The following is an 18869-nucleotide window of genomic DNA, read 5'->3' as shown; positions in this document are numbered from 1 at the left end:
TTAATAAAGGTCATAAGCATACAAAAAACACGATTGCGATCGTGTTTTTTTGTTTTTTAGCATTTGTAATCACTCTTTGGTCGATAAATTGATCGATAAAACACGCAAATTTACCCATTATTTTGGACAGACTGGTATTATGAGCAAGTTTGATTTTTGACGGCTGTATTGAGCATAATATGCCTGTTTTTATATGAAACGTCGATTGAATCATCAAGATTTGAAATTACTGAATAATAAAGTTTTGGATAACTGCTATGCGTCTGTCTACTGTTGATTTGCAAAAACGTCTAAACCCTGAGAAGCCAAAGGGCTTACCTCTGGTGCTGACGATATTGATTGCGTGGCTGGCAGGCGCAATATTTATATTTGCACTCGCGCCTTATGGCTTTTGGCCCGTGGCTTTGGTCTCTCCGGCGATTTTATACGCTTTATTATTGCCACAGATGAGTGGTAAGCGAGCATTTTTTATTGGTCAGGCTTATGGCACAGGGCTTTGGTGTGTGGGGGCGTTTTGGTTATATACGTCCATTCATGTGTATGGTGATACGCCAGTATGGCTTGCGCTGATTATGATTGCGCTAATGGGTCTGGGCATGGGGTTATTCCATGGCTTTTTGGCGCTGACTTTTAATCGGCTGGTTGGCAAGCAGCCGTTATCATTTGCCGCGCTATGGATATTGCAAGAGTGGATGAAGACTTGGCTGTTCACAGGCTTTCCGTGGCTGTTTGTTGGTTATGCGTTTACTGAGCAGTATTGGCTGTCGTCATTAGCACCAGTCGCGGGCGTGTTTGCTGTATCGTTTGTGGCCGTATTATTAGCAGCCAGTATCGTGGAGCAATTTCGCCGTCGCGGTGGTTATCTGATTGCTACGTTTGCGCTATTAATCATTAGTACTTCTTTATGGCTCATCAATCCACAATGGACGAAGCCAAAGGGCACACCTGATTTGTCGGTGTCGTTAATTCAGGGCAATATCCCCCAAGACTTAAAGTGGCTGACTGAATACCAAGTAGAGACGCTAAAAATATATGCAACTTTGACCAGTACAGAATGGGAACGTGATATTGTCGTATGGCCAGAATCTTCTATTCCTATGTTTCAAGATGAAGCGGTTGGTTTTATCAATGAAATGGTAAAGATGGCAAAAGAAACCGATACCACATGGGTCACAGGTATTCCTTATCGAGATCAAGCAGACTTTGATCCAAAAATAGATAAGTACCCGCCGTTTTATAATAGTGTGATTGCGCTTGGTAGTGACGCGGAAGGGATGTATAAAAAGCAGCGTTTGGTCCCTTTTGGCGAATATATTCCATTTGAGGGTATGCTAGATATCTTGCCAAATCTTGCCGGTAGCCAAGATATCATGAGCTATAGCCGCGGTAGTGATAGCCAATCACCGCTGCGTGTACGTGGGCATAATCTGGGCGCAGCAGTATGTTATGAAGTCGCTTATCCTGATACCACGCGCAAAAACGCTATCGATACTGACTTTTTATTGACCATCTCAAACGATGCATGGTTTGGCACTTCAGCGGGTCCGCTGCAACATCTACAAATGGTACAGATGCGCGCGTTAGAGAACGGACGCTGGTTTATGCGTGCGACCAATACGGGTGTGACCGCCATTATTGACCACAAAGGGCGTATTGTTAAACGTGCGCCGCAGTTTGAGCGTACCGTATTACGTGGCGATGTTCAGGCGCGTGTCGGTAATACCCCTTTTATGCGCTTTGGTAATTATCCTATTTTAATCGTGATTGCGCTGCTATTGTTATTGAGCTATCTTGGCAAACGATCGACGCCTCAAACACGTACGATTGAGTAATTACACTGTAAATATATGGTGGCTATCATGTTTTTCGATAATAAAACCTTTAATTAGTGAGGGTTTTAACAAATCGACATAAATTGCGATATAATAGCCCAATATTTTAAATATTTTGTGCAAGGTGGATAAGGTATGTCAGAACATATTGTCGAAAACAACCCTAAAAAAGAGCTATTGTTGACTTTAGGCGGTGTCGCCTTATTTTTAGGTATCGTCTTATTGATCGGTATTTCTGGTTTTTTGCGCCCAGCGGGAGAGCATATCACTGCTGAAACTATGCCAGCAGTTGAAGCAGAAGCACCTGCAACCGCAACCGAAGAGGCAGCAACTGCTACTGCACCAGCAGCAGATAATACCGCAGCGGCGACTGCTACTCCCGCGGATGCGACAGTGACTCCAGCAACTGACGCTGATAGTGCCGTTGTTAGCGCAGAAGCAGGTACAGCTACTGCTGAAGGTACAGTAAGTCAAGCGGCAGTTGCCGATGCTGATTTAACAGCAGAACCTGCTGATGGAGTAGCAGCGGAAACTACTGAAAAAGCGCCTGCTGCACAGTAATTTTGCTGTTTTAGAGTGTTAGTATAAATATAGCGATGAGCAAGCTGTCTATAATTAAGTCTCTCAATGTAGCGTTCAGTCTCTACTTAGTGGCATTGCCATTGCCACTATGATTACGACTCAGCACAACCATAAAAACCCCGTTCTCAATCATGGAGAGCGGGGTTTTTTTATGGTTGTTTGTGTAATTATTGACCAATTCTCTCTTTACTTGCTTCCGAGCAGGTGAAACAATATTGCGCCTATAAAACCACTGACTAAAAGAATTAGGAATTGGGGCATTATCTAAGTGGAATTTAAGGGAATAGATTTATGAATATAGAATCAAAATCAGAGGTAAGTGCTGCCGAATTGGCATCGCTAGAAAATGGCTTTATGGGACATCCTAAGCCGCTACGCCCGTTATTTTTCACTGAAATGTGGGAGCGTTTTTCTTATTATAGTATCCGTCCGCTACTGGTATTGTTTATGGTAGCGACTGTCGATAGTGGGGGTTTTGGCTTTGATGAAGTGACTGCCTCTGCCATTTATGGTATTTTTGCCGGTTCGTTGTATTTAGCAGCTGTACCGGGCGGCTGGCTAGCTGACAATTGGCTCGGTCAAGAGCGTGCGCTATGGTGGGGCAGTATTATTATTGCTTTGGGTCATTTGTGTATCGCGCTTTCTGCTATGTTCGGTATGACGCTGTTCTTTATGGGGCTCATCTGTATCGTCTTGGGTTCTGGCTTATTTAAAACTTGTATCTCAGTGATGGTTGGTGCCTTATATCCTAAGGGCGATTCGCGCCGCGATGGTGGATTTACTTTATTTTATATGGGTATCAATATTGGCGCGCTATTGGCAGCACTGATTGTGGGTGTATTTAAAGAAAAAGGGATGTGGCATATAGGTTTTGGCGTTGGTGGACTTGGTATGTTGGCTTCGCTAATCATTTACCGCTTTTCTGCTAAAAAGACGTTAAATCGTTATGCCAGTGCCAAAAACATCACCCCTGAATGGGAACAAACGACAGGACTGTTTAAAAACGTCGGTCAGTGGGTTGCAGGATTCTTAGCTTTGCTAGTTGCCATTGTGATTTTAGTATCCACTGGTATCATGCCATTTAACCCTGAAATGGTCGCAGAATATATGACTTATGTCATTGCTGCAGTGGTCATCTTATATTTTGCAGTAATGGCTATTTCACCAAGACTGGATAAAACAGATAAGCTGCGTTTGATGATTTGCTTTATTTTGATTATTGGCTCGACGCTATTTTGGTCAAGTTTTGAGCAGCAACCAACGTCTTTTAACTTGTTCGCCGATCGCTATACAGATCTAAATGTCTTAGGGTTTGAAGTACCCAGTATCTGGTTTCAATCATTGAATCCGTTGTTTATCTTAATATTAGCGCCTATAGCTAGTATTTTATGGGTCAAGCTTGGCAATCGAGGTCTTGAGCCAAGTAGTATGACGAAGTTTGCGCTTGGTATGTTACTTGCGGCTGCTGGTTTTGCCTTGATGATATTTGCATCAAAAAGCATCTTAACCGCTGATGGCGGCTTGGCATCACCTTTATGGTTGGTTGGTAGTCTATTACTACTGACGCTTGGTGAGTTGGCACTGAGCCCTGTTGGGTTGTCTGCTATGACGAAGCTTGCGCCAAAAGGTATGCAAGGGCAGATGATGGGACTGTTCTTTGCTTCTGTTGCACTTGGCAATTTAGTTGCGGCATTCTTTGGTGGTCATGTCTCAGCAGATAAGATTGAAGGATTACCCGGATTGTTTACCACTATGACTGTCTTTTTGGTAGTAACGGCAATTATCTTGCTATTATTGGCAAAACCTATCAATAATATGCTCAAGCAAAGCGAGCATGCGGATCAAGCCAGCTAGATAACCAGTTATTGATTAGAAGTGGTCCAAGTCAGTGACTGATGATAAGACGTGTTACCATTATGGGTAGCACGTCTTATTTTTTAACTTGGCAAGATATTTGCCTAAGGCTATTGAAAGCTGACTGTCTGCCCAAACATCTAAGGGTATTGTTTTTACTCTTACGCTTCATCAACCTTGTCTGATTACTATGCAAAATGACTTTGCCTAATATCATTTGCCTAATCTTTGTTATTTTTTAATTCACATGAAGAACCAAAGCAATTTCTCAAATAAGACGGCTATCCATAGTCGCCTCACGTTATTTTTTAAACGCTGATTTTTAAATACTAATTTTTAAACACTCATAAGGAATTACCTAATGAATAAACAAGCCATTCATGATCGTATCGAGAGCTTACGTCAAACCCTAGCAGCACAAGACCTGACCGCGATTATTGTCCCTTCTGCTGATCCGCATCTGTCTGAGTATTTACCAGAATATTGGCAGGCGAGGCTTTGGTTGTCAGGCTTTACCGGTTCGGTTGGTACATTGGTCATTACCGCTGACTTTGCTGGTCTGTGGACCGACAGCCGCTACTGGGTACATGCAGCTGAGCAATTGGATGGCACGGGTATTACTTTAGAGAAGCTAGCACCGGGTCAGCCAAACCATATCGATTGGCTCGCTGCGCACCTGGCGGAAGGTGATAGCGTGGCAGTCGATGGCAATGTACTGTCTATCGCTGAGCAAGATCGCTTGCTTGATGCCTTTGAAGCCAATGATATTACCTTAATTACTGAGCGTGATCTATTGACGGAAGTATGGACTGACCGTCCAGCATTGCCAGCAGCCAGTTTATATGTACATGATGCACAGTTTTTAGCGCAGTCTGCTATCGACAAACTTGCCGCCGTCCGTGCGGGTATGGCAGAGGCAGGGGCGACGCATCATTTGCTTTCGAGCTTAGATGATATTGCTTGGCTGACCAACTTACGCGGCGCTGATGTTGATTATAATCCTGTGTTTTTGGCACATATGCTCATTAGCGAAAACGACGCGACATTGTTTATTGATAATAATAAAGTCAGTAGCGAGATAGCACAAAGCTTGAAAGATAGCGGTATCACAATCGCTGATTATGAGGCAGTGCAAGACGCATTGGGTACGCTCACAGCCGATGACTTATTGCTATTAGACCCGAGTAAAGTGGCAGTGGGTACGCTATCTAAAATGGCCGATGGCGTAGGTTTTATTGAGCAAATGGCGCCAAGTACTTTGCTAAAATCGGTTAAATCTGACGCTGACATCGATCATGTACGTGAAGCGATGCGTCAAGATGGCGCAGCATTATGTGAGTTTTTTGCCACCTTTGAGCAGCGTTTAGCAGACGGTGAGCATTTAAGCGAGCTGGATGTTGATAGTATGCTGATTGAGGTACGTAGTCAGCAGCCACATTATGTGTCGCCAAGTTTCCCCACTATCGCAGGTTTCAATGAAAACGGTGCTTTGCCACATTACCGCGCAACACCAGAAAAATTCAGCTATTTAGAGGTAAATGAAGGCGAAGGCGGACTGCTACTGATTGATTCAGGTGCTCAATATCAAAACGGCACCACAGATATCACGCGCGTGGTTGGCATCGGTCAAGTAAGCACGGAACACAAACGCGACTTTACCACCGTACTTAAAGCACATATTGCTTTAGCAAAAGCACATTTTCCTGATGGTATTGCCTCACCACTGATTGATGCGATTTGCCGTGCGCCACTATGGCAAGCTCAAATGGATTATGGTCACGGTACGGGTCATGGCGTTGGTTACTTCCTCAATGTCCATGAAGGTCCACAAGTTATTGCTTATAGTGCCAGTACGCCAAAAGAGCGCGCGATGAAAGAAGGTATGATATCTAGTAATGAGCCGGGTCTATACCGCGAAGGTAAGTGGGGGATCCGTATCGAAAACTTGATGGTTAATAAACGTGTTTCTCATCCAGTAGAGACGGAATTTGGTAATTTCCTTAATTTTGAGACTGTTACTTACTGCCCAATTGATACACGTTTGATTGAGCCGTCATTATTAAGTCAAGTAGAGATCGATTGGCTGAATGACTATCATCGCCAAGTATATGCAGAGCTAAAAAATCGCGTCGATGGCGCAGCACTTGACTGGCTAACGGAGCGTACGCAAGCAATATAAGAGGAAGTAGCTTGTTTTTAGGTAAATAGAAAAAAGCCCCGTAAATATTTATGGGGCTTTTTTCTGTTCAGATAATGCGTTTAGTTTTTTGGAGGATTACCGTTAGAAAGAGTTTTGTCTTGCTCGCTTAAATGTTGAGTCATCTCAGCACGTAGCCAAGATTTTAGGTTTTCAGACATCAGCATCATCTGATCGCTCAAATAATCGTCAATCTGCATTTCAAGCTCATGAATTAAGTCTTTATGAGTGACGCTGAGTTTGGCATCTTTGAGGGCTAAGCTGATCGCTAAACTGGCTTTATTGTTGATGGCGTTAATACTGCTATCATTTTTGATGCTGTCATCATCAATTGCATTAGCATGTTCGCTAATGGTTGTACTACTAACAATATGTTTCTCACTATCAGACTCATCATTGATGATAGTATCAACTTTATCGTCGATTTCTGTTTCATCTGCATCAGCTGTCTCTAGTTTTATAGCTGCTTCTAAACGATTTTTATCATCAGCCAACAGTGTCTCTCTTTCTACTTCTTTTTGAGTATTTTCAGCTTCTTTAGGCTTATTTTTTTCTTCTGAAGCTTGTTCTTTTAACCTGCTTTCCTTTGTTAAGTGAGCTTCTTGTTGACGTTTAATCTCTTCTGCTGCTTTGATTTTTTGTTCTCCTTCTAAACGCTGTTGTTCAAAAATTAGCTGTTCTGCCGCTTGTTTATCAGCGATTGCCTTGGCGATAGCTTGCTCAGCTTCGTGATTCTCGTAGAGATCATCAAGGTGTGCATCTAGGTCATGGGTGCTAAAAACAAAAGTTTCAAATGGCGTTTCAGCTTTCAATAAAGTTGTGATATCGGTGAGTTCTTGGATGATTGAGGCACGGATAGGCTCTGGTGCACACGTCCAGCGCTGATAAAACTGATGAGAAAATGAATAGCTTGACATGGTATCGTCCATAAATGTTGCAAAAATTACCCCTTATCATACGCAAGGATGATAAGGGGCTGCAAGTAGACAATCGTAGTAAATCTGCCACCAAGGTTACAAGGTCTCACTCATAAGCTTAATGCTTTAATCATTGAGTGGCCAGCGGGCAAATATCAATGAACCATTGGTGCCACCAAAACCAAAGCTATTGGATACGGCATACTGCAAGTTCTCAACTTTGCGTGATTGATTGGCGACATAATCAAGATTACAGTTGTCTTCAACATTGTCCAAATTAATCGTTGGTGGTACTTGCTGATGTTGCAAAGCAAGAACAGTAAAGATGGCTTCAACGCCGCCCGCAGCGCCAAGTAGATGACCGGTCATTGATTTGGTGGAGCTTACCAAGATGCTATCTTTTACAGGGGCAAATACCGTTTCAATGGCGATAGATTCCGCGACATCACCAGCAGGCGTGCTAGTGCCATGAGCGTTGACATAGCCTACGACTGACGGCTCAATACCGGCATCGTTTAAAGCATTACGCATAGCACGTGCTGCGCCACTACCGTCTTCTGGCGGCGCAGTAATATGACTGGCATCATCACTCATACCAAAGCCAACCAATTCAGCCAGTATCGTCGCACCGCGCGCTTTTGCGTGAGCAAGACTTTCTAGTACCATGACACCAGCGCCATCACCAAGTACAAAACCATCGCGGTCTTTATCAAATGGGCGTGAAGCGCGAGTTGGCTCGTCATTGCGAGTTGAAAGGGCGTGCATGGCACCAAAACCTGAGATACCAAGTGGGCTTGAGCCTTTTTCACTACCGCCTGCTAGGATCACATCGGCGTCGCCATAAGCAATCAAGCGCGCTGCCAGACCAATTGCATGAGTTGCTGTAGTGCAAGCAGTGGACGTTGCAAGGTTTGGACCTTTTAAAGTATGTTTGATTGCCACCAGTCCTGCTGCCATATTGACGATAGAGCCTGGAATAATAAAGGGAGAGACTTTACTGGCACCTTTTTCACGTAAAGTATCACGGCTATTTTCGATGTTTTGAATACCACCAATACCTGAGCCTATAATGACACCAAAGCGCTCTTGATCAACACCTTGTACCGGAGCGTCAGCAGCGCTTACTTCATTGATAAAACCTGCTTGCTGTAGCGCCATCGAGGAAGCAGCAACCGCATAATGCATAAAATCATCATAACGGCGTGCGTCTTTGGCGTTCATGTATTGCTTTGGATCGAAGTCTTTGACCACGCCTGCGATTTGCGCACGATAACCAGATGCATCAAAATGACTAATAGCGGTGATGCCGCTTTCACCTTTGAGTAGTTTCGCCCACGAGCTTTCGACATCTAATCCCAATGGCGTGACCGCGCCCATACCTGTCACGACAACGCGCATCTCATCAGTGCGTTCGAAATGTGGCGGCTTATGACGTTTTTTTGTCTGAGCGGTGGCAATAGGGTTATTAACAGTACTATTCGTAGCTTGGTCGATAAGTGAGTCGTTCGGTAAACTGCTGTGCTGGCTCATTCGCTATATCCTATACTGACAGATCCTAAGAGGAGTGTATTTCTAAAGCCATTATAAAACACATAGGTGTACGCATGTAAACTAAAATTTGACCGCTCAGGCAAAACATACTTGTCCCAATACCACGCCTTTACTTGCGCCCGTCACGGCAGGCAAGTTACCGGTTTCACCCATAAGTGTTTGTCTTGCTAACCAAGCAAAGGCAACGGCTTCTACCCAAGTTGGCTCAAGTCCTAAGCTGGCTGTCGTTTCTACTTTGCATCGTGGCAGATGTACTTGTAAGCGAGTCATTAAATAATTATTTAACGCCCCGCCGCCGCAGACATAAACAGCATTATTGCTACTAGCATTGATAAATAAATTGATTTGCGCACTGGCACTGATGGCGGTCAGCTCAGTGAGCGTTGCTTGTACGTCGGCGGATGAGTAGCGAACATCAGCAGAAGCCTGGTCGAATTTTTGTAACTCATCTTGTAGCCATGCTAAGTTAAAATCTTCACGCCCCGTACTTTTTGGATAGGTTTTCTTAAAAAATGGATGCTCTAATAGCTGATTCAGTAAAGGCTCAACGACTTGACCTGACTGTGCCCATGTACCGCCCGCATCATAATCCTTGTCCGTGTGCAATGTTGTCCACGCATCCAATAATAGATTGGCAGGACCAGTATCATAACCAACCACGCTATCAGATGGTTGATTTTCTGAGTGTTCATTAGAATCTACAAGGTCATTAGAAATCGCTGGCAAGACAGCGATATTAGCAATACCGCCTAAATTTAATAACACGCGCGTGCTATCAGGCACCGCAAACAATGCTTGATGAAAAGCTGGAACCAAAGGCGCACCTTGACCACCAACTGCCATATCACGGCGACGGAAATCACTGACGACGCTAATGCCCGTACGTTCAGCAATGATATTGGCATCGACCAATTGCAAGCTAAAACCCATCTGCGGGCGATGACGCACTGTTTGACCATGACAGCCAATCGCTAGTACAGATTCACTATCAGTATTTGATTGCTGCAATAATGTATTAACCACGTCGCTTGAAAATTCTGCATATTCTTTACTTGCCCAGCCAAACCAGTCTAGTTCGCTATTTGGTTCATCATCGGATGGCGTTAATGCTTGAATCCCATTAGGCTGACACAATGCTAATAGCACTTCACGCAGACGCGGTGGAAAATCTTGGCTATGAGTCGCTAACAAGTGCATCGGTTGCTGGGTATTATCTTTCTCACTGAATTGACAAAGGACCGCATCCATACCATCTAAGCTAGTGCCCGACATCATACCCATATATAAGCCATCATCGAAGTTTTCAAACACCGTTTGTTCGAGCGCATCGGTCAAGGTGGCATAGTTTAAATCGTCCATATTATCTAGACGGCTATCAAAATCATTCTCTAAACTCAGATCTGAAAAATTATTATGCTGACTATCAGCAAACGATGCAGGGTTGGTCATGGCAATTTACCTTAAAAAACGCTAGTATATCTGTCAAATTCTAACATTTTTTGATGGCTACGAGATTCTAAATAGCCCAAACGCTTTACCCTTTAAATAAAGACAATAAAGAGAGCATCATGACCACCCAAACTTACACCTTAGAAGAACAACTAGCGATAATCCAACGCGGTACACAAGAAATCTTATCTGAAGATGATTTGGTTAAGAAGCTAAAACTCAATCGTCCGCTGCGTATCAAAGCAGGTTTTGATCCCACCGCGCCTGACCTACATTTGGGCCATACCGTATTGATTAATAAGCTGAAGCATTTTCAAGATTTGGGTCATGAGATTTATTTTCTAATCGGCGACTATACCGCCAAGATTGGTGATCCTTCTGGCAAAAACAGCACGCGTCCGCCATTGACCGATGAGCAAATCAAAGTCAACGCGCAGACTTATGCTGAGCAAGTATTCAAGATTTTGGATAAAGAAAAAACCAAGATTGTCTTTAATTCTGAATGGTTCAAGGATATGTCAGCAGGCGATATGATCCAGCTTTCTAGCCAGTTGACCGTCTCACGTATGCTTGAGCGCGATGATTTCTCCAAACGCTACGCGGCGCAAACGCCAATTGCCATCCATGAGTTTCTCTACCCGTTGGTGCAAGGCTATGACTCTATCGCGCTAAAAGCCGACGTCGAGCTTGGCGGTACTGACCAAACCTTTAACATCCTAATGGGACGCACCCTGCAAGGTCGTTATGGTCAAGAGCCACAAGTTTGTATCACGGTGCCAATTTTAGAAGGGCTAGACGGCGTTAATAAAATGTCTAAGTCGCTCGGTAACTATGTCGGCATTTACGATGCTCCGGGTACCATGTATCAAAAACTGCTGTCGATGCCAGATACCTTAATCCGTCGCTACTTTGAGTTTTTAAGCTTTAAGCCGATGGAAGAAGTCGAAGCGTTAATGGCAGAGATGGAAAACGGTCGCAATCCACAAGAAATCAAACGCATTCTTGCTGAAGAATTGATTGAGCGTTTCCATGATGCCGATGCTGCGGCTAATGCTCACAAATCAGCGGGTAACGTGCTTGCTGATGGCGAATTGCCAGTTGATTTACCAGAAGTGACCTTGGATTTAGAAGGGCAGGACGCATTATTTATCACGCAGATATTAAACCAAGCAGAGCTTGCCAAAAACAGCTCATCTGCTAAAGATATGATTAAACGCGGCGCGGTGAAAGTAGATGGCGAAGTCGTCGACGCGGGCTTTAGCTTAACGTCTGGTCAGACAGTCGTTATCCAAGCAGGCAAAAAGGCTTACGCGAAAGTAACGGTGAGTGAGTAGATGGATAATATTGAATTATTCAAGAAAGTAAAAATTGGTTTTGAAGAGTTAACATATGATGATGAGGATAAACTAGATAGGTTAACTCGACAATTAAATATGCTTATCAAAAATATTCATGGCAGTAATTCTAACTATTTAGAAGAGTTGATGCGTATCAATTATTTGTCAATTTCGCTTTATGCCAACAGAGATGAAGATATCGCTTGTTGGAAATCAGGGAGAAGGAGTGCTATTAACTTAATAGACACCATAATCGAAGAGCTCTCATTATTTTCTAATAGTGGAAGTTCTAATTTACAAGGAAGTAAAAATTTAGATTATTCAAAAGTCTTTATCTTTCATGGACACGATGATGGCGCTATAGATAAAGTAGCAAGGTTTGTAGGGAAACTAGGTTTTGAAGCTATTATTCTTCAGGAGCAGAGCAGTTCTGGAGATACAATCATAGAGAAAATTATAAGATATTCAGATGTTGGTTTTGGAATAGTTCTTTATACCGAATGCGACATTGGTGGTGTCAAAGCTGATCCACAAACTCTTAATCCAAGAGCTAGACAGAACGTTGTTTTTGAACATGGATTTTTGATAGGTAAAATTGGCAGAGACAATGTTGTTGCACTTGTCAAAGGCAATGTTGAAAAACCAAATGATATATCAGGTGTAGTTTATATTTCTTTAGATGAGTCAGATGGTTGGAAGGTAAGTCTCGTTAAAGAAATGATAGCTTCCGGTTACAATGTTGATATGAGTAAATTTCTCTAGGAATACTATATTTATGAATCAAGCCATTCCCCAAGGTATTTACCGCCATTATAAGGGCAATCTTTACCAAGTTTTGCATACCGCGCAGCATTCAGAAACGGAAGAAGCGTTAGTCGTTTATCGCTGTCTCTACGGTGAGTATAGCGTTTGGGTAAGACCGTTAGTGATGTTTTCTGAAACTGTCACGGTAGATGGTAAGCAGTTACCTCGATTTGAGCTTATAAAAGAATTGGCTGATTAAACCTAAGAATTTTCTGATAACTGATAAACAAGAAAGCGACCATTTAAGGTCGCTTTCTTATTTATATACAAAATTCATTAGCTGTCTAAAAAAGCAATTAAAGCTTCATTAAATTCTTTAGCATGCGTCACATTGATACCGTGCGGGCCGCCTTCAACGATATGAAGTTGACTGTCTGCAATCATTTCGTGCGAACGCTGACCACTGACCTCTAACGGTACGATTTGATCTGCATCGCCATGAATGACCAAAGTTGGTACATCAAATGCTTTTAAGTCATCACGGAAATCGGTATAGCTAAAAGCTTTGACACAATCGTAGCTAGCTTTGGCGGAGGCAAATGCAGCAATATCACGGTTATATAAGCGTAATGGTTTACTAACTAATAATGTGCCATCTTTTGGGGTAAAAAACTTCTTAGTAAAATCATTTAGGAAGGCAATACGGTCACCGCTGACACCATCTAAGAATTGCTGAATATCTTGCTTTTCTAGACCACCTTCAGGATTGTCATCTGCTTTATATAAATAAGGCGGCACAGCAGAGGCTAATACTGTTTTACTGACACGTTCAGAACCATATTTCCCAAGATAACGTGCCACTTCGCCGCCACCCATAGAGAAGCCGACGATAGTAGCATTTGTTAAATCTAGCTCATCCATCAAGGCTTTTAAATCTTGTGCCAAAGTATCGTAATCATAACCATTCCATGGCTGGGAGGATTTCCCAAAACCACGTCTATCATACGTAATCACTTGATAACCAGCCTTAACCAGCGCAGGAAGTTGTGACTCCCATGCCCGTCCGCTTAATGGCCAACCATGAATTAACACGACAGGTTTGCCGGTACCTTGGATTTCGTAATACAGTTCGACAGGTTGCTCGTTTTGTGTTGCAACTTTTACATATGGCATGTTCAGATCCTTTTTATATTATTATAAAGTTTTTATAATGACGCACTTTTTTGATTTGGTTTTTTGGTTAATGAAGGCGAACGTCAGCTTTTTAGTATAAAAGTAGGTTTGAGTAATTACTATGACGTGTTGTAAAGTTATAGTGTCGATTATAGAGTTTTTAAGTGACATCGTAATGTTATGCTTAAGTTTCCAAAAAACTCTTTAACACTTTATAAAACCCAACAGGTTCATCCATCGGTACTGCATGACCTGAGCGCGGCAACACGACCTCAGTTGCATTGGGTAGCATCTGGGTGACTTTTTGCTGCCACTTAGCATCGTAAAGTTTGGAGCGACCACCGATGAGGTTAACAACTGGAATAGTGACACGCTCTATCGCGCCGCGAAAGTCATAGGGTAAGGTCAAATAGGCTTGTAAGCAGCGCATTTTATGATGCCAAATACTGTGGTCATAAAGCGCAAGTTTAGGGTCATTTTTATAAGTCATCACTTGTATAAAAGCTTTTGAGCGCGTGCGATTGACGGATAATAACGAAAACAGTCGTTCGACATCCGTTGCACGGCGTTTCAGGGCAAAAGGCAGATGGGTAAAGCTTTTGATGTCAGCATAAGGCAAAGTCTTATCAATCACCTCATGAAAGATATCGAATACTTCTTGCTGGCGCGTGCCAAACAAGCCACCTTGCCAATCAGGTTGATTGTGAATAGCAGGACTTTGGTCAATATTCAAATAACGGCTGACTCTTTCGCTACCATAACGCTCAAAATACGCCCACATCACTTGCGCACCCATCGAGATGGCGGCAACTGGCAAGGATTCTATATTGCGCGCCAAGCAAATTTGCTCAATAACGACACTAATATCATCTGCATACTGACGCACAAAATCAAACTGGGTCAGCTTGATATCTTTTGCCGCTCCAAACCCTCGCAGATGCGGTAGATAAAACGCATACTTACCAACTAAAGGTAAAATAAACGGCAAAAACTCACGCGCATCCATACCATAGGCATGTAAGAGCAGCATGGGTTTACCATTTCCTATCACTGACACTGGTAGCAACGTACCGTCAGTCAAAGCGATATCAATTGTTTTCAACTGATAGTTAGCAGGCAGTTTGATTAAGTTTCTCTTCATAAGGCAATGTACCTTGTTTTCATTAAGCGATTGTACCAAGTCGATTTAGCCAAAATGTATCGTAGCAAAAGTCTTTATCTCATTTCTAAAAGACTGCTATATTAAAATAGGTAACTGACCATAACATAAAAGCTGTTTAGGGTTAAAAGCAGTTGAGCGGTAAAAGTAGCGACTTGTCATAGACTGTGATCAATCGAATCAAACATCAGCAAGTAAAATATAAGGATATCAGTCTATGAACAAGTCAAATTTGCCATTGCTTGATAGTAGCCTATATCCGCAAATCTGGCAGCAGCAGAACTTTGCTAGTCCACAGACATTATTGATGGAGATGTTAACAGCAGATACCACACTAGACGCCGATGCTTTCACCAAGCAATTGCTAGCCAATGATATTTATCAAGACTGGATTAATAGCAGCGTGTTTGGACGTTATTTACATCGTAATTTTACGGCGTTCTCTCAGCAAACAGAAGACAGTTTCAATATTGATATGCCTTCGCTGTTTCGTCAGGAATTGATGCGTCACGCGCAGTATTTACCATTAGAGCAGGTATTGTTTTTTGCAGGGGATTTACCAAAAAGTGTACGTCAGACAAAGGTGTTAATTACAACTGTTAATCCTGTTACCGCCATCATTAATGCTCAGAAACTAAGTGCAAAAGCTATCATCAATAATTCGACCACGATTATCAATCAGATAGTGATTACGGGTAAACAGGTATTAGGATTTCCGATACGCCATAATAAACGTACCAGCGAGCGCTTACGCAATGAGTTATTGATTTTGGATTTTCAAGAGTTGCGCTTGGTCAATGAAGAGAGTATCAGTAGCAAAAAAAGAAGCAATATAGATGCGACTATATTGCTTCGGTCTTATGAACTGCGTTAATGAGCCAAACGTTCAGCTAAAATTTTAAGAATCTTGCTTAGCAATCGTTAGTCCGTTATAAGTTTGCGCGACAGGCATGACTTCCAAGCGATTGACATTAATATGGGCAGGCGATTCAATCAACCATAATAAAATATCGCCGATATCATCGCCGGTCATGGTTTTAAAGCCGTCGTAAACCTTGGCCGCTTTATCGTCATCGCCGTGGTAACGCACGTTTGAAAACTCAGTACCCGCGACATTACCCGGTTCAAGGTTGGTCACGCGCACTTGCGTACCGATTAAATCCGCACGCAAATTTAAGCTAAACTGTTTGACAAAGGCTTTGGTCGCGCCATAGACGTTACCACCAAAATAAGGCCAACTTCCGGCAATTGAGCCGACATTAATGATATAACCGCTATCGCATGCGACCATGGCTGGCAAGACCGCGTGAGTCAGCGCCATTAAACCTTTAATATTGGTATCGGTCATACGCATCCAATCATCAAGACTAGCCTTGTGCGCAGGCTCTGTACCAAGCGCCAGTCCAGCGTTATTTACCAAGACATCGATTTGTTTAAAATCAGCAGGCAAATCTGCAATGATTTGCGGGATAGACGCTGTATCACTCACATCCATAACCACAGGTAAAAACGCCTCGCCCAAAGTTTCTGCCAAAGCATTGAGTTTGTCTAAGCGTCTGGCACAGCCAATCACGCGATGACCTTTGGCAATCAAACGCTCAGCCAGCGCTTTACCGAAACCCGCGCTTGCCCCTGTAATCAATACGTTCATCTTATATCCTTATCATTGATGTTTTGTACATATGTCATGTTGTTTGAGACGAAAGCTTGTCTTAGTTTATCTGCTTTGGCTTACTTATTAAATAATTGCTTACCAAAGATTTTATCGCCCGCATCGCCCAGACCTGGAATAATATAACCGTGCTCATCCAAATGACTATCTAATGCAGCAGTATAAATGGTCACGTCAGGATGTGCTTCATTGACTACACGGACCCCTTCAGGTGCCGCAACTAATACCAAGGCTTTGATATTGGTACAGCCGTTTTTCTTAAGCATTTCGATAGTTGCAACCATAGAGCCGCCAGTGGCTAACATTGGGTCAATGATAAGGGCTGGGCGTTTGTCCATATGGCTGACAAACTTTTCAAAGAACGGCACCGGTTGTAAGGTTTCTTCATCACGTTGCAAACCAACGACAGAGATTTTTGCCGTAGGAATCAAATCGAGCACCCCATCAAGCATGCCAATACCTGCGCGTAAAATCGGTACGATAGTTGCCGTCTTACCGATGATCTGCTCACCAATGATTTCACCACACCAGCCTTCCATCGGAAAGGTTTCAATTTCAAAATCGCGGCTAGCTTCATACGCCATCAAGCGCGCAAGCTCTTTGGTTAATGTACGAAACTTATAAGTACTACAGTCTTTTTCGCGCATAAGGCTGAGTTTATGACGGACTAACGGGTGATCGATAACAGTGATTTTTAAGTCGCTCATAAGTATTCTCTTGGTTTTTTGGTCTGATGCTTGATTAGTATAAAAGATACAAACACTTACTGCATTTCAACCCTATATTTAGCCCATCAATAGTAAGCTTAATACTTTAACAAAAAGTAAGCCAAAGGCATTTACAACGAGATCGGTTTTGTTTAAGCCGACTATGTTTGACTATATAGCGCTATAACAAATGAAGTAGTGTTTAACCCTGCTATGATAGCAAAAAAACCGCTTTTCTGATGAAGAATCTTATGACCAAAACCTCACTGAATAATCCCACCCATCCACAAAAAGCTGCTAACGACTTTGTGTGGACACAGAAATTAAAGACCGATAGCGCAAATATCGAAACCCATCCTTTTGGTCCTGTCCTACCACCTGATGCCACCGTCATGATGATGGGCAGTTTTCCGCCCACTGCCGACAAATGGGCTATGAGGTTCCATTATCCCAATTTTCAAAATGACATGTGGCGCATTTATGGACGCGTATTTTTTGATGATGCGGATTATTTTAGAGTAGGGGACGAAAAACGCTTTGATCCTGAACGTATTCGAGCCTTTATGTTTGAGCGTGGTATAGCCTCTTGTCCCACGGTAGTACAAGCGATTCGTGAAACAGGCAATGCGTCTGATAAAGACCTTACGGTCGTGACCACCGTCGATCTAGACACAATTTTGCCGCAAGTACCAAAAGTGCAGGCACTATTCACGACTGGTGGTAAGGCAACAGAGGTCTTACTGAACTTATTAGCTGAACCACCTGCCAAGTCAAAGCATCCTAAGACCAATCAAAGTATGGACTATCCTTATAAGTGGCAGGATAAAGATAATAAAAAATCTGATGTTAATAGTTTAACCTTATATAGACTGCCTTCTACCTCGCGCGCCTATCCTTTAGCATTAGATAAAAAAGTCTCTGCTTATAAAGACTTCTTCAAAAAGATAGGTAAGCTATAAAAGTGTTATATATAGAAGAAGCTATGAGGCTATATATAAGCACTAACTAAGGACAAGAATTGATTTTGGTAAAGGCAAAACTACTTTTAACCCTAACTGACTGATAAATAGATGGTATTGATGATAAGGGTAGATAATCGCTAAAATATCAGGCAAACCCCCTTGACCCCTTCTCTAAAGCGAGTATACTGCCACCCAGTCGGAGAGGAAGGCGGGTTGGAGTGGTTTATCGCTTAGAGAATTTAGCCAACCGAAAAAATTACTTTTAAGTTAACTCAAATTAAAATAATTTACTTCTTGACTTACTAATTAAAGCGTCTATAATACGCACCTCATTAAGACGAACCGGAATCAGCTACTGTGTGATTACACAATAACTAACCAGTTAACTTAATGAAACAAATTAAGAAAAGAAGTTGACAGACTATTAAAACATGATATGATGGTCAGCTCGCTAAATAGGATAAGCCAGATTGGTTTAGCATATTTAGTAAGAATACTCTTACTGGACGACAGTAGAGACATTATTTAAAAGCATAACTAAAGAACAACTTGTGTGGATTTTTGCTGATTCAGAATGCTAAAAAATAAAGTTGGTTGACTATCTTTTCGATAGGATTCTAACTATAAAAATTATCATTTAAGACAGTAAAAAAACTCAAAGTTAATTCATTACGAACATAATTTTTAGCGATTTTGCCAGATTAGATGAGCCAAGTTTAGAAGTCTCTTTAAA

At 42.4% G+C, this 18869-nt stretch carries 16 protein-coding genes; 9 read left to right on the top strand and 7 right to left on the bottom strand.

The annotated features are described in order from the left end of the window. The first annotated feature begins 257 nt into the window (after nt 1–257). From lnt to VLA57_RS11810, 4 genes are all read left to right on the top strand, one after another. Nucleotides 258–1832, top strand: a complete 1575-nt coding sequence (gene lnt, locus VLA57_RS11825; RefSeq protein WP_020444391.1) for an apolipoprotein N-acyltransferase — start codon at nt 258–260, stop codon at nt 1830–1832. A gap of 135 nt (nt 1833–1967) precedes the next feature. Further along, nucleotides 1968–2393 (top strand): hypothetical protein, encoded by a 426-nt coding sequence (locus VLA57_RS11820; protein ID WP_020444390.1) that lies wholly within the window; start codon nt 1968–1970, stop codon nt 2391–2393. 312 nt (nt 2394–2705) lie between these two features. After that, nucleotides 2706–4268: a peptide MFS transporter gene (locus VLA57_RS11815; protein ID WP_333955011.1), complete on the top strand. Its 1563-nt coding sequence runs from the start codon at nt 2706–2708 to the stop codon at nt 4266–4268. Between the two features lie 361 nt (nt 4269–4629). After that, the gene (locus VLA57_RS11810) at nt 4630–6447 is read left to right on the top strand and encodes an aminopeptidase P family protein (RefSeq protein WP_333955010.1); all 1818 of its coding nucleotides are present in this window, start codon (nt 4630–4632) and stop codon (nt 6445–6447) included. A gap of 80 nt (nt 6448–6527) precedes the next feature. Here the strand turns inward: VLA57_RS11810 and VLA57_RS11805 are convergent, their stop codons facing one another. From VLA57_RS11805 to VLA57_RS11795, 3 genes are all read right to left on the bottom strand, one after another. Beyond that, nucleotides 6528–7382 carry a hypothetical protein gene (locus VLA57_RS11805; RefSeq protein WP_333955008.1) on the bottom strand — a complete coding sequence of 285 codons (855 nt, stop codon included), beginning with the start codon at nt 7380–7382 and terminating at the stop codon, nt 6528–6530. A 126-nt stretch (nt 7383–7508) separates the two neighbouring features. Beyond that, nucleotides 7509–8840, bottom strand: coding sequence for a beta-ketoacyl-ACP synthase II (fabF, locus tag VLA57_RS11800; protein ID WP_442968877.1), 1332 nt, complete (start codon nt 8838–8840; stop codon nt 7509–7511). A 168-nt stretch (nt 8841–9008) separates the two neighbouring features. Next, nucleotides 9009–10382: an anhydro-N-acetylmuramic acid kinase gene (locus VLA57_RS11795; protein ID WP_133104887.1), complete on the bottom strand. Its 1374-nt coding sequence runs from the start codon at nt 10380–10382 to the stop codon at nt 9009–9011. 119 nt (nt 10383–10501) lie between these two features. On the opposite strand from VLA57_RS11795, the gene tyrS reads away from it, so the two are divergent. From tyrS to VLA57_RS11780, 3 genes are read left to right on the top strand one after another with little or no spacing between them, the layout of a single operon-like run. Beyond that, nucleotides 10502–11716 (top strand): tyrosine--tRNA ligase, encoded by a 1215-nt coding sequence (tyrS, locus tag VLA57_RS11790; RefSeq protein ID WP_133104886.1) that lies wholly within the window; start codon nt 10502–10504, stop codon nt 11714–11716. Further along, nucleotides 11717–12481, top strand: coding sequence for a TIR domain-containing protein (locus VLA57_RS11785; RefSeq protein ID WP_133104885.1), 765 nt, complete (start codon nt 11717–11719; stop codon nt 12479–12481). A gap of 13 nt (nt 12482–12494) precedes the next feature. Further along, nucleotides 12495–12722, top strand: coding sequence for a DUF1653 domain-containing protein (locus VLA57_RS11780; RefSeq protein ID WP_133104884.1), 228 nt, complete (start codon nt 12495–12497; stop codon nt 12720–12722). Between the two features lie 77 nt (nt 12723–12799). On the opposite strand, the gene VLA57_RS11775 is transcribed toward VLA57_RS11780, so the two are convergent. Beyond that, a complete protein-coding gene (locus VLA57_RS11775; RefSeq protein ID WP_133104883.1) occupies nt 12800–13636 on the bottom strand; it encodes an alpha/beta fold hydrolase in 837 nt (278 codons plus the stop codon). Nucleotides 13637–13820: 184 nt separating this feature from the next. Continuing rightward, complete coding sequence (locus VLA57_RS11770; RefSeq protein ID WP_133104882.1) at nt 13821–14777, bottom strand: alpha/beta fold hydrolase; 957 nt, start codon at nt 14775–14777, stop codon at nt 13821–13823. Between the two features lie 235 nt (nt 14778–15012). Here VLA57_RS11770 and VLA57_RS11765 point away from each other — a divergent pair, with 235 nt between their 5' ends. Then, nucleotides 15013–15669, top strand: coding sequence for a hypothetical protein (locus VLA57_RS11765; RefSeq protein ID WP_133104881.1), 657 nt, complete (start codon nt 15013–15015; stop codon nt 15667–15669). A 24-nt stretch (nt 15670–15693) separates the two neighbouring features. On the opposite strand, the gene VLA57_RS11760 is transcribed toward VLA57_RS11765, so the two are convergent. Together VLA57_RS11760 and upp are read right to left on the bottom strand one after the other, a co-directional pair. After that, nucleotides 15694–16446, bottom strand: a complete 753-nt coding sequence (locus VLA57_RS11760) for an SDR family NAD(P)-dependent oxidoreductase (RefSeq protein ID WP_133104880.1) — start codon at nt 16444–16446, stop codon at nt 15694–15696. An 80-nt stretch (nt 16447–16526) separates the two neighbouring features. Beyond that, nucleotides 16527–17174 (bottom strand): uracil phosphoribosyltransferase, encoded by a 648-nt coding sequence (gene upp / locus VLA57_RS11755; RefSeq protein WP_011281223.1) that lies wholly within the window; start codon nt 17172–17174, stop codon nt 16527–16529. Nucleotides 17175–17566: 392 nt separating this feature from the next. Between upp and VLA57_RS11750 the strand changes: the two genes are divergently transcribed. After that, on the top strand, nt 17567–18133 hold the full coding sequence (locus tag VLA57_RS11750; protein ID WP_442968876.1) for a DNA glycosylase: 567 nt from the start codon (nt 17567–17569) through the stop codon (nt 18131–18133). Nucleotides 18134–18869 lie beyond the last annotated feature (736 nt).

This window comes from Psychrobacter sp. S4(2024), from assembly GCF_036861305.1.
Taxonomy (GTDB): domain Bacteria; phylum Pseudomonadota; class Gammaproteobacteria; order Pseudomonadales; family Moraxellaceae; genus Psychrobacter; species Psychrobacter cryohalolentis.
This window is presented reverse-complemented; position numbering and strand designations above follow the sequence as displayed.

Excerpts from the sequence above, each read along its gene's own strand:
- tyrS (WP_133104886.1), top strand. The coding sequence starts at position 10,502 with ATGACCACCCAAACTTACACCTTAGAAGAACAACTAGCGATAATCCAA.
- VLA57_RS11750 (WP_442968876.1), top strand. The coding sequence starts at position 17,567 with ATGATGATGGGCAGTTTTCCGCCCACTGCCGACAAATGGGCTATGAGG.
- lnt (WP_020444391.1), top strand. The coding sequence starts at position 258 with ATGCGTCTGTCTACTGTTGATTTGCAAAAACGTCTAAACCCTGAGAAG.
- VLA57_RS11770 (WP_133104882.1), bottom strand. The coding sequence starts at position 14,777 with ATGAAGAGAAACTTAATCAAACTGCCTGCTAACTATCAGTTGAAAACA.
- VLA57_RS11795 (WP_133104887.1), bottom strand. The coding sequence starts at position 10,382 with ATGACCAACCCTGCATCGTTTGCTGATAGTCAGCATAATAATTTTTCA.
- VLA57_RS11820 (WP_020444390.1), top strand. The coding sequence starts at position 1,968 with ATGTCAGAACATATTGTCGAAAACAACCCTAAAAAAGAGCTATTGTTG.
- VLA57_RS11765 (WP_133104881.1), top strand. The coding sequence starts at position 15,013 with ATGAACAAGTCAAATTTGCCATTGCTTGATAGTAGCCTATATCCGCAA.
- VLA57_RS11780 (WP_133104884.1), top strand. The coding sequence starts at position 12,495 with ATGAATCAAGCCATTCCCCAAGGTATTTACCGCCATTATAAGGGCAAT.
- VLA57_RS11760 (WP_133104880.1), bottom strand. The coding sequence starts at position 16,446 with ATGAACGTATTGATTACAGGGGCAAGCGCGGGTTTCGGTAAAGCGCTG.
- VLA57_RS11785 (WP_133104885.1), top strand. The coding sequence starts at position 11,717 with ATGGATAATATTGAATTATTCAAGAAAGTAAAAATTGGTTTTGAAGAG.
- VLA57_RS11775 (WP_133104883.1), bottom strand. The coding sequence starts at position 13,636 with ATGCCATATGTAAAAGTTGCAACACAAAACGAGCAACCTGTCGAACTG.
- VLA57_RS11805 (WP_333955008.1), bottom strand. The coding sequence starts at position 7,382 with ATGTCAAGCTATTCATTTTCTCATCAGTTTTATCAGCGCTGGACGTGT.
- VLA57_RS11815 (WP_333955011.1), top strand. The coding sequence starts at position 2,706 with ATGAATATAGAATCAAAATCAGAGGTAAGTGCTGCCGAATTGGCATCG.
- VLA57_RS11810 (WP_333955010.1), top strand. The coding sequence starts at position 4,630 with ATGAATAAACAAGCCATTCATGATCGTATCGAGAGCTTACGTCAAACC.
- upp (WP_011281223.1), bottom strand. The coding sequence starts at position 17,174 with ATGAGCGACTTAAAAATCACTGTTATCGATCACCCGTTAGTCCGTCAT.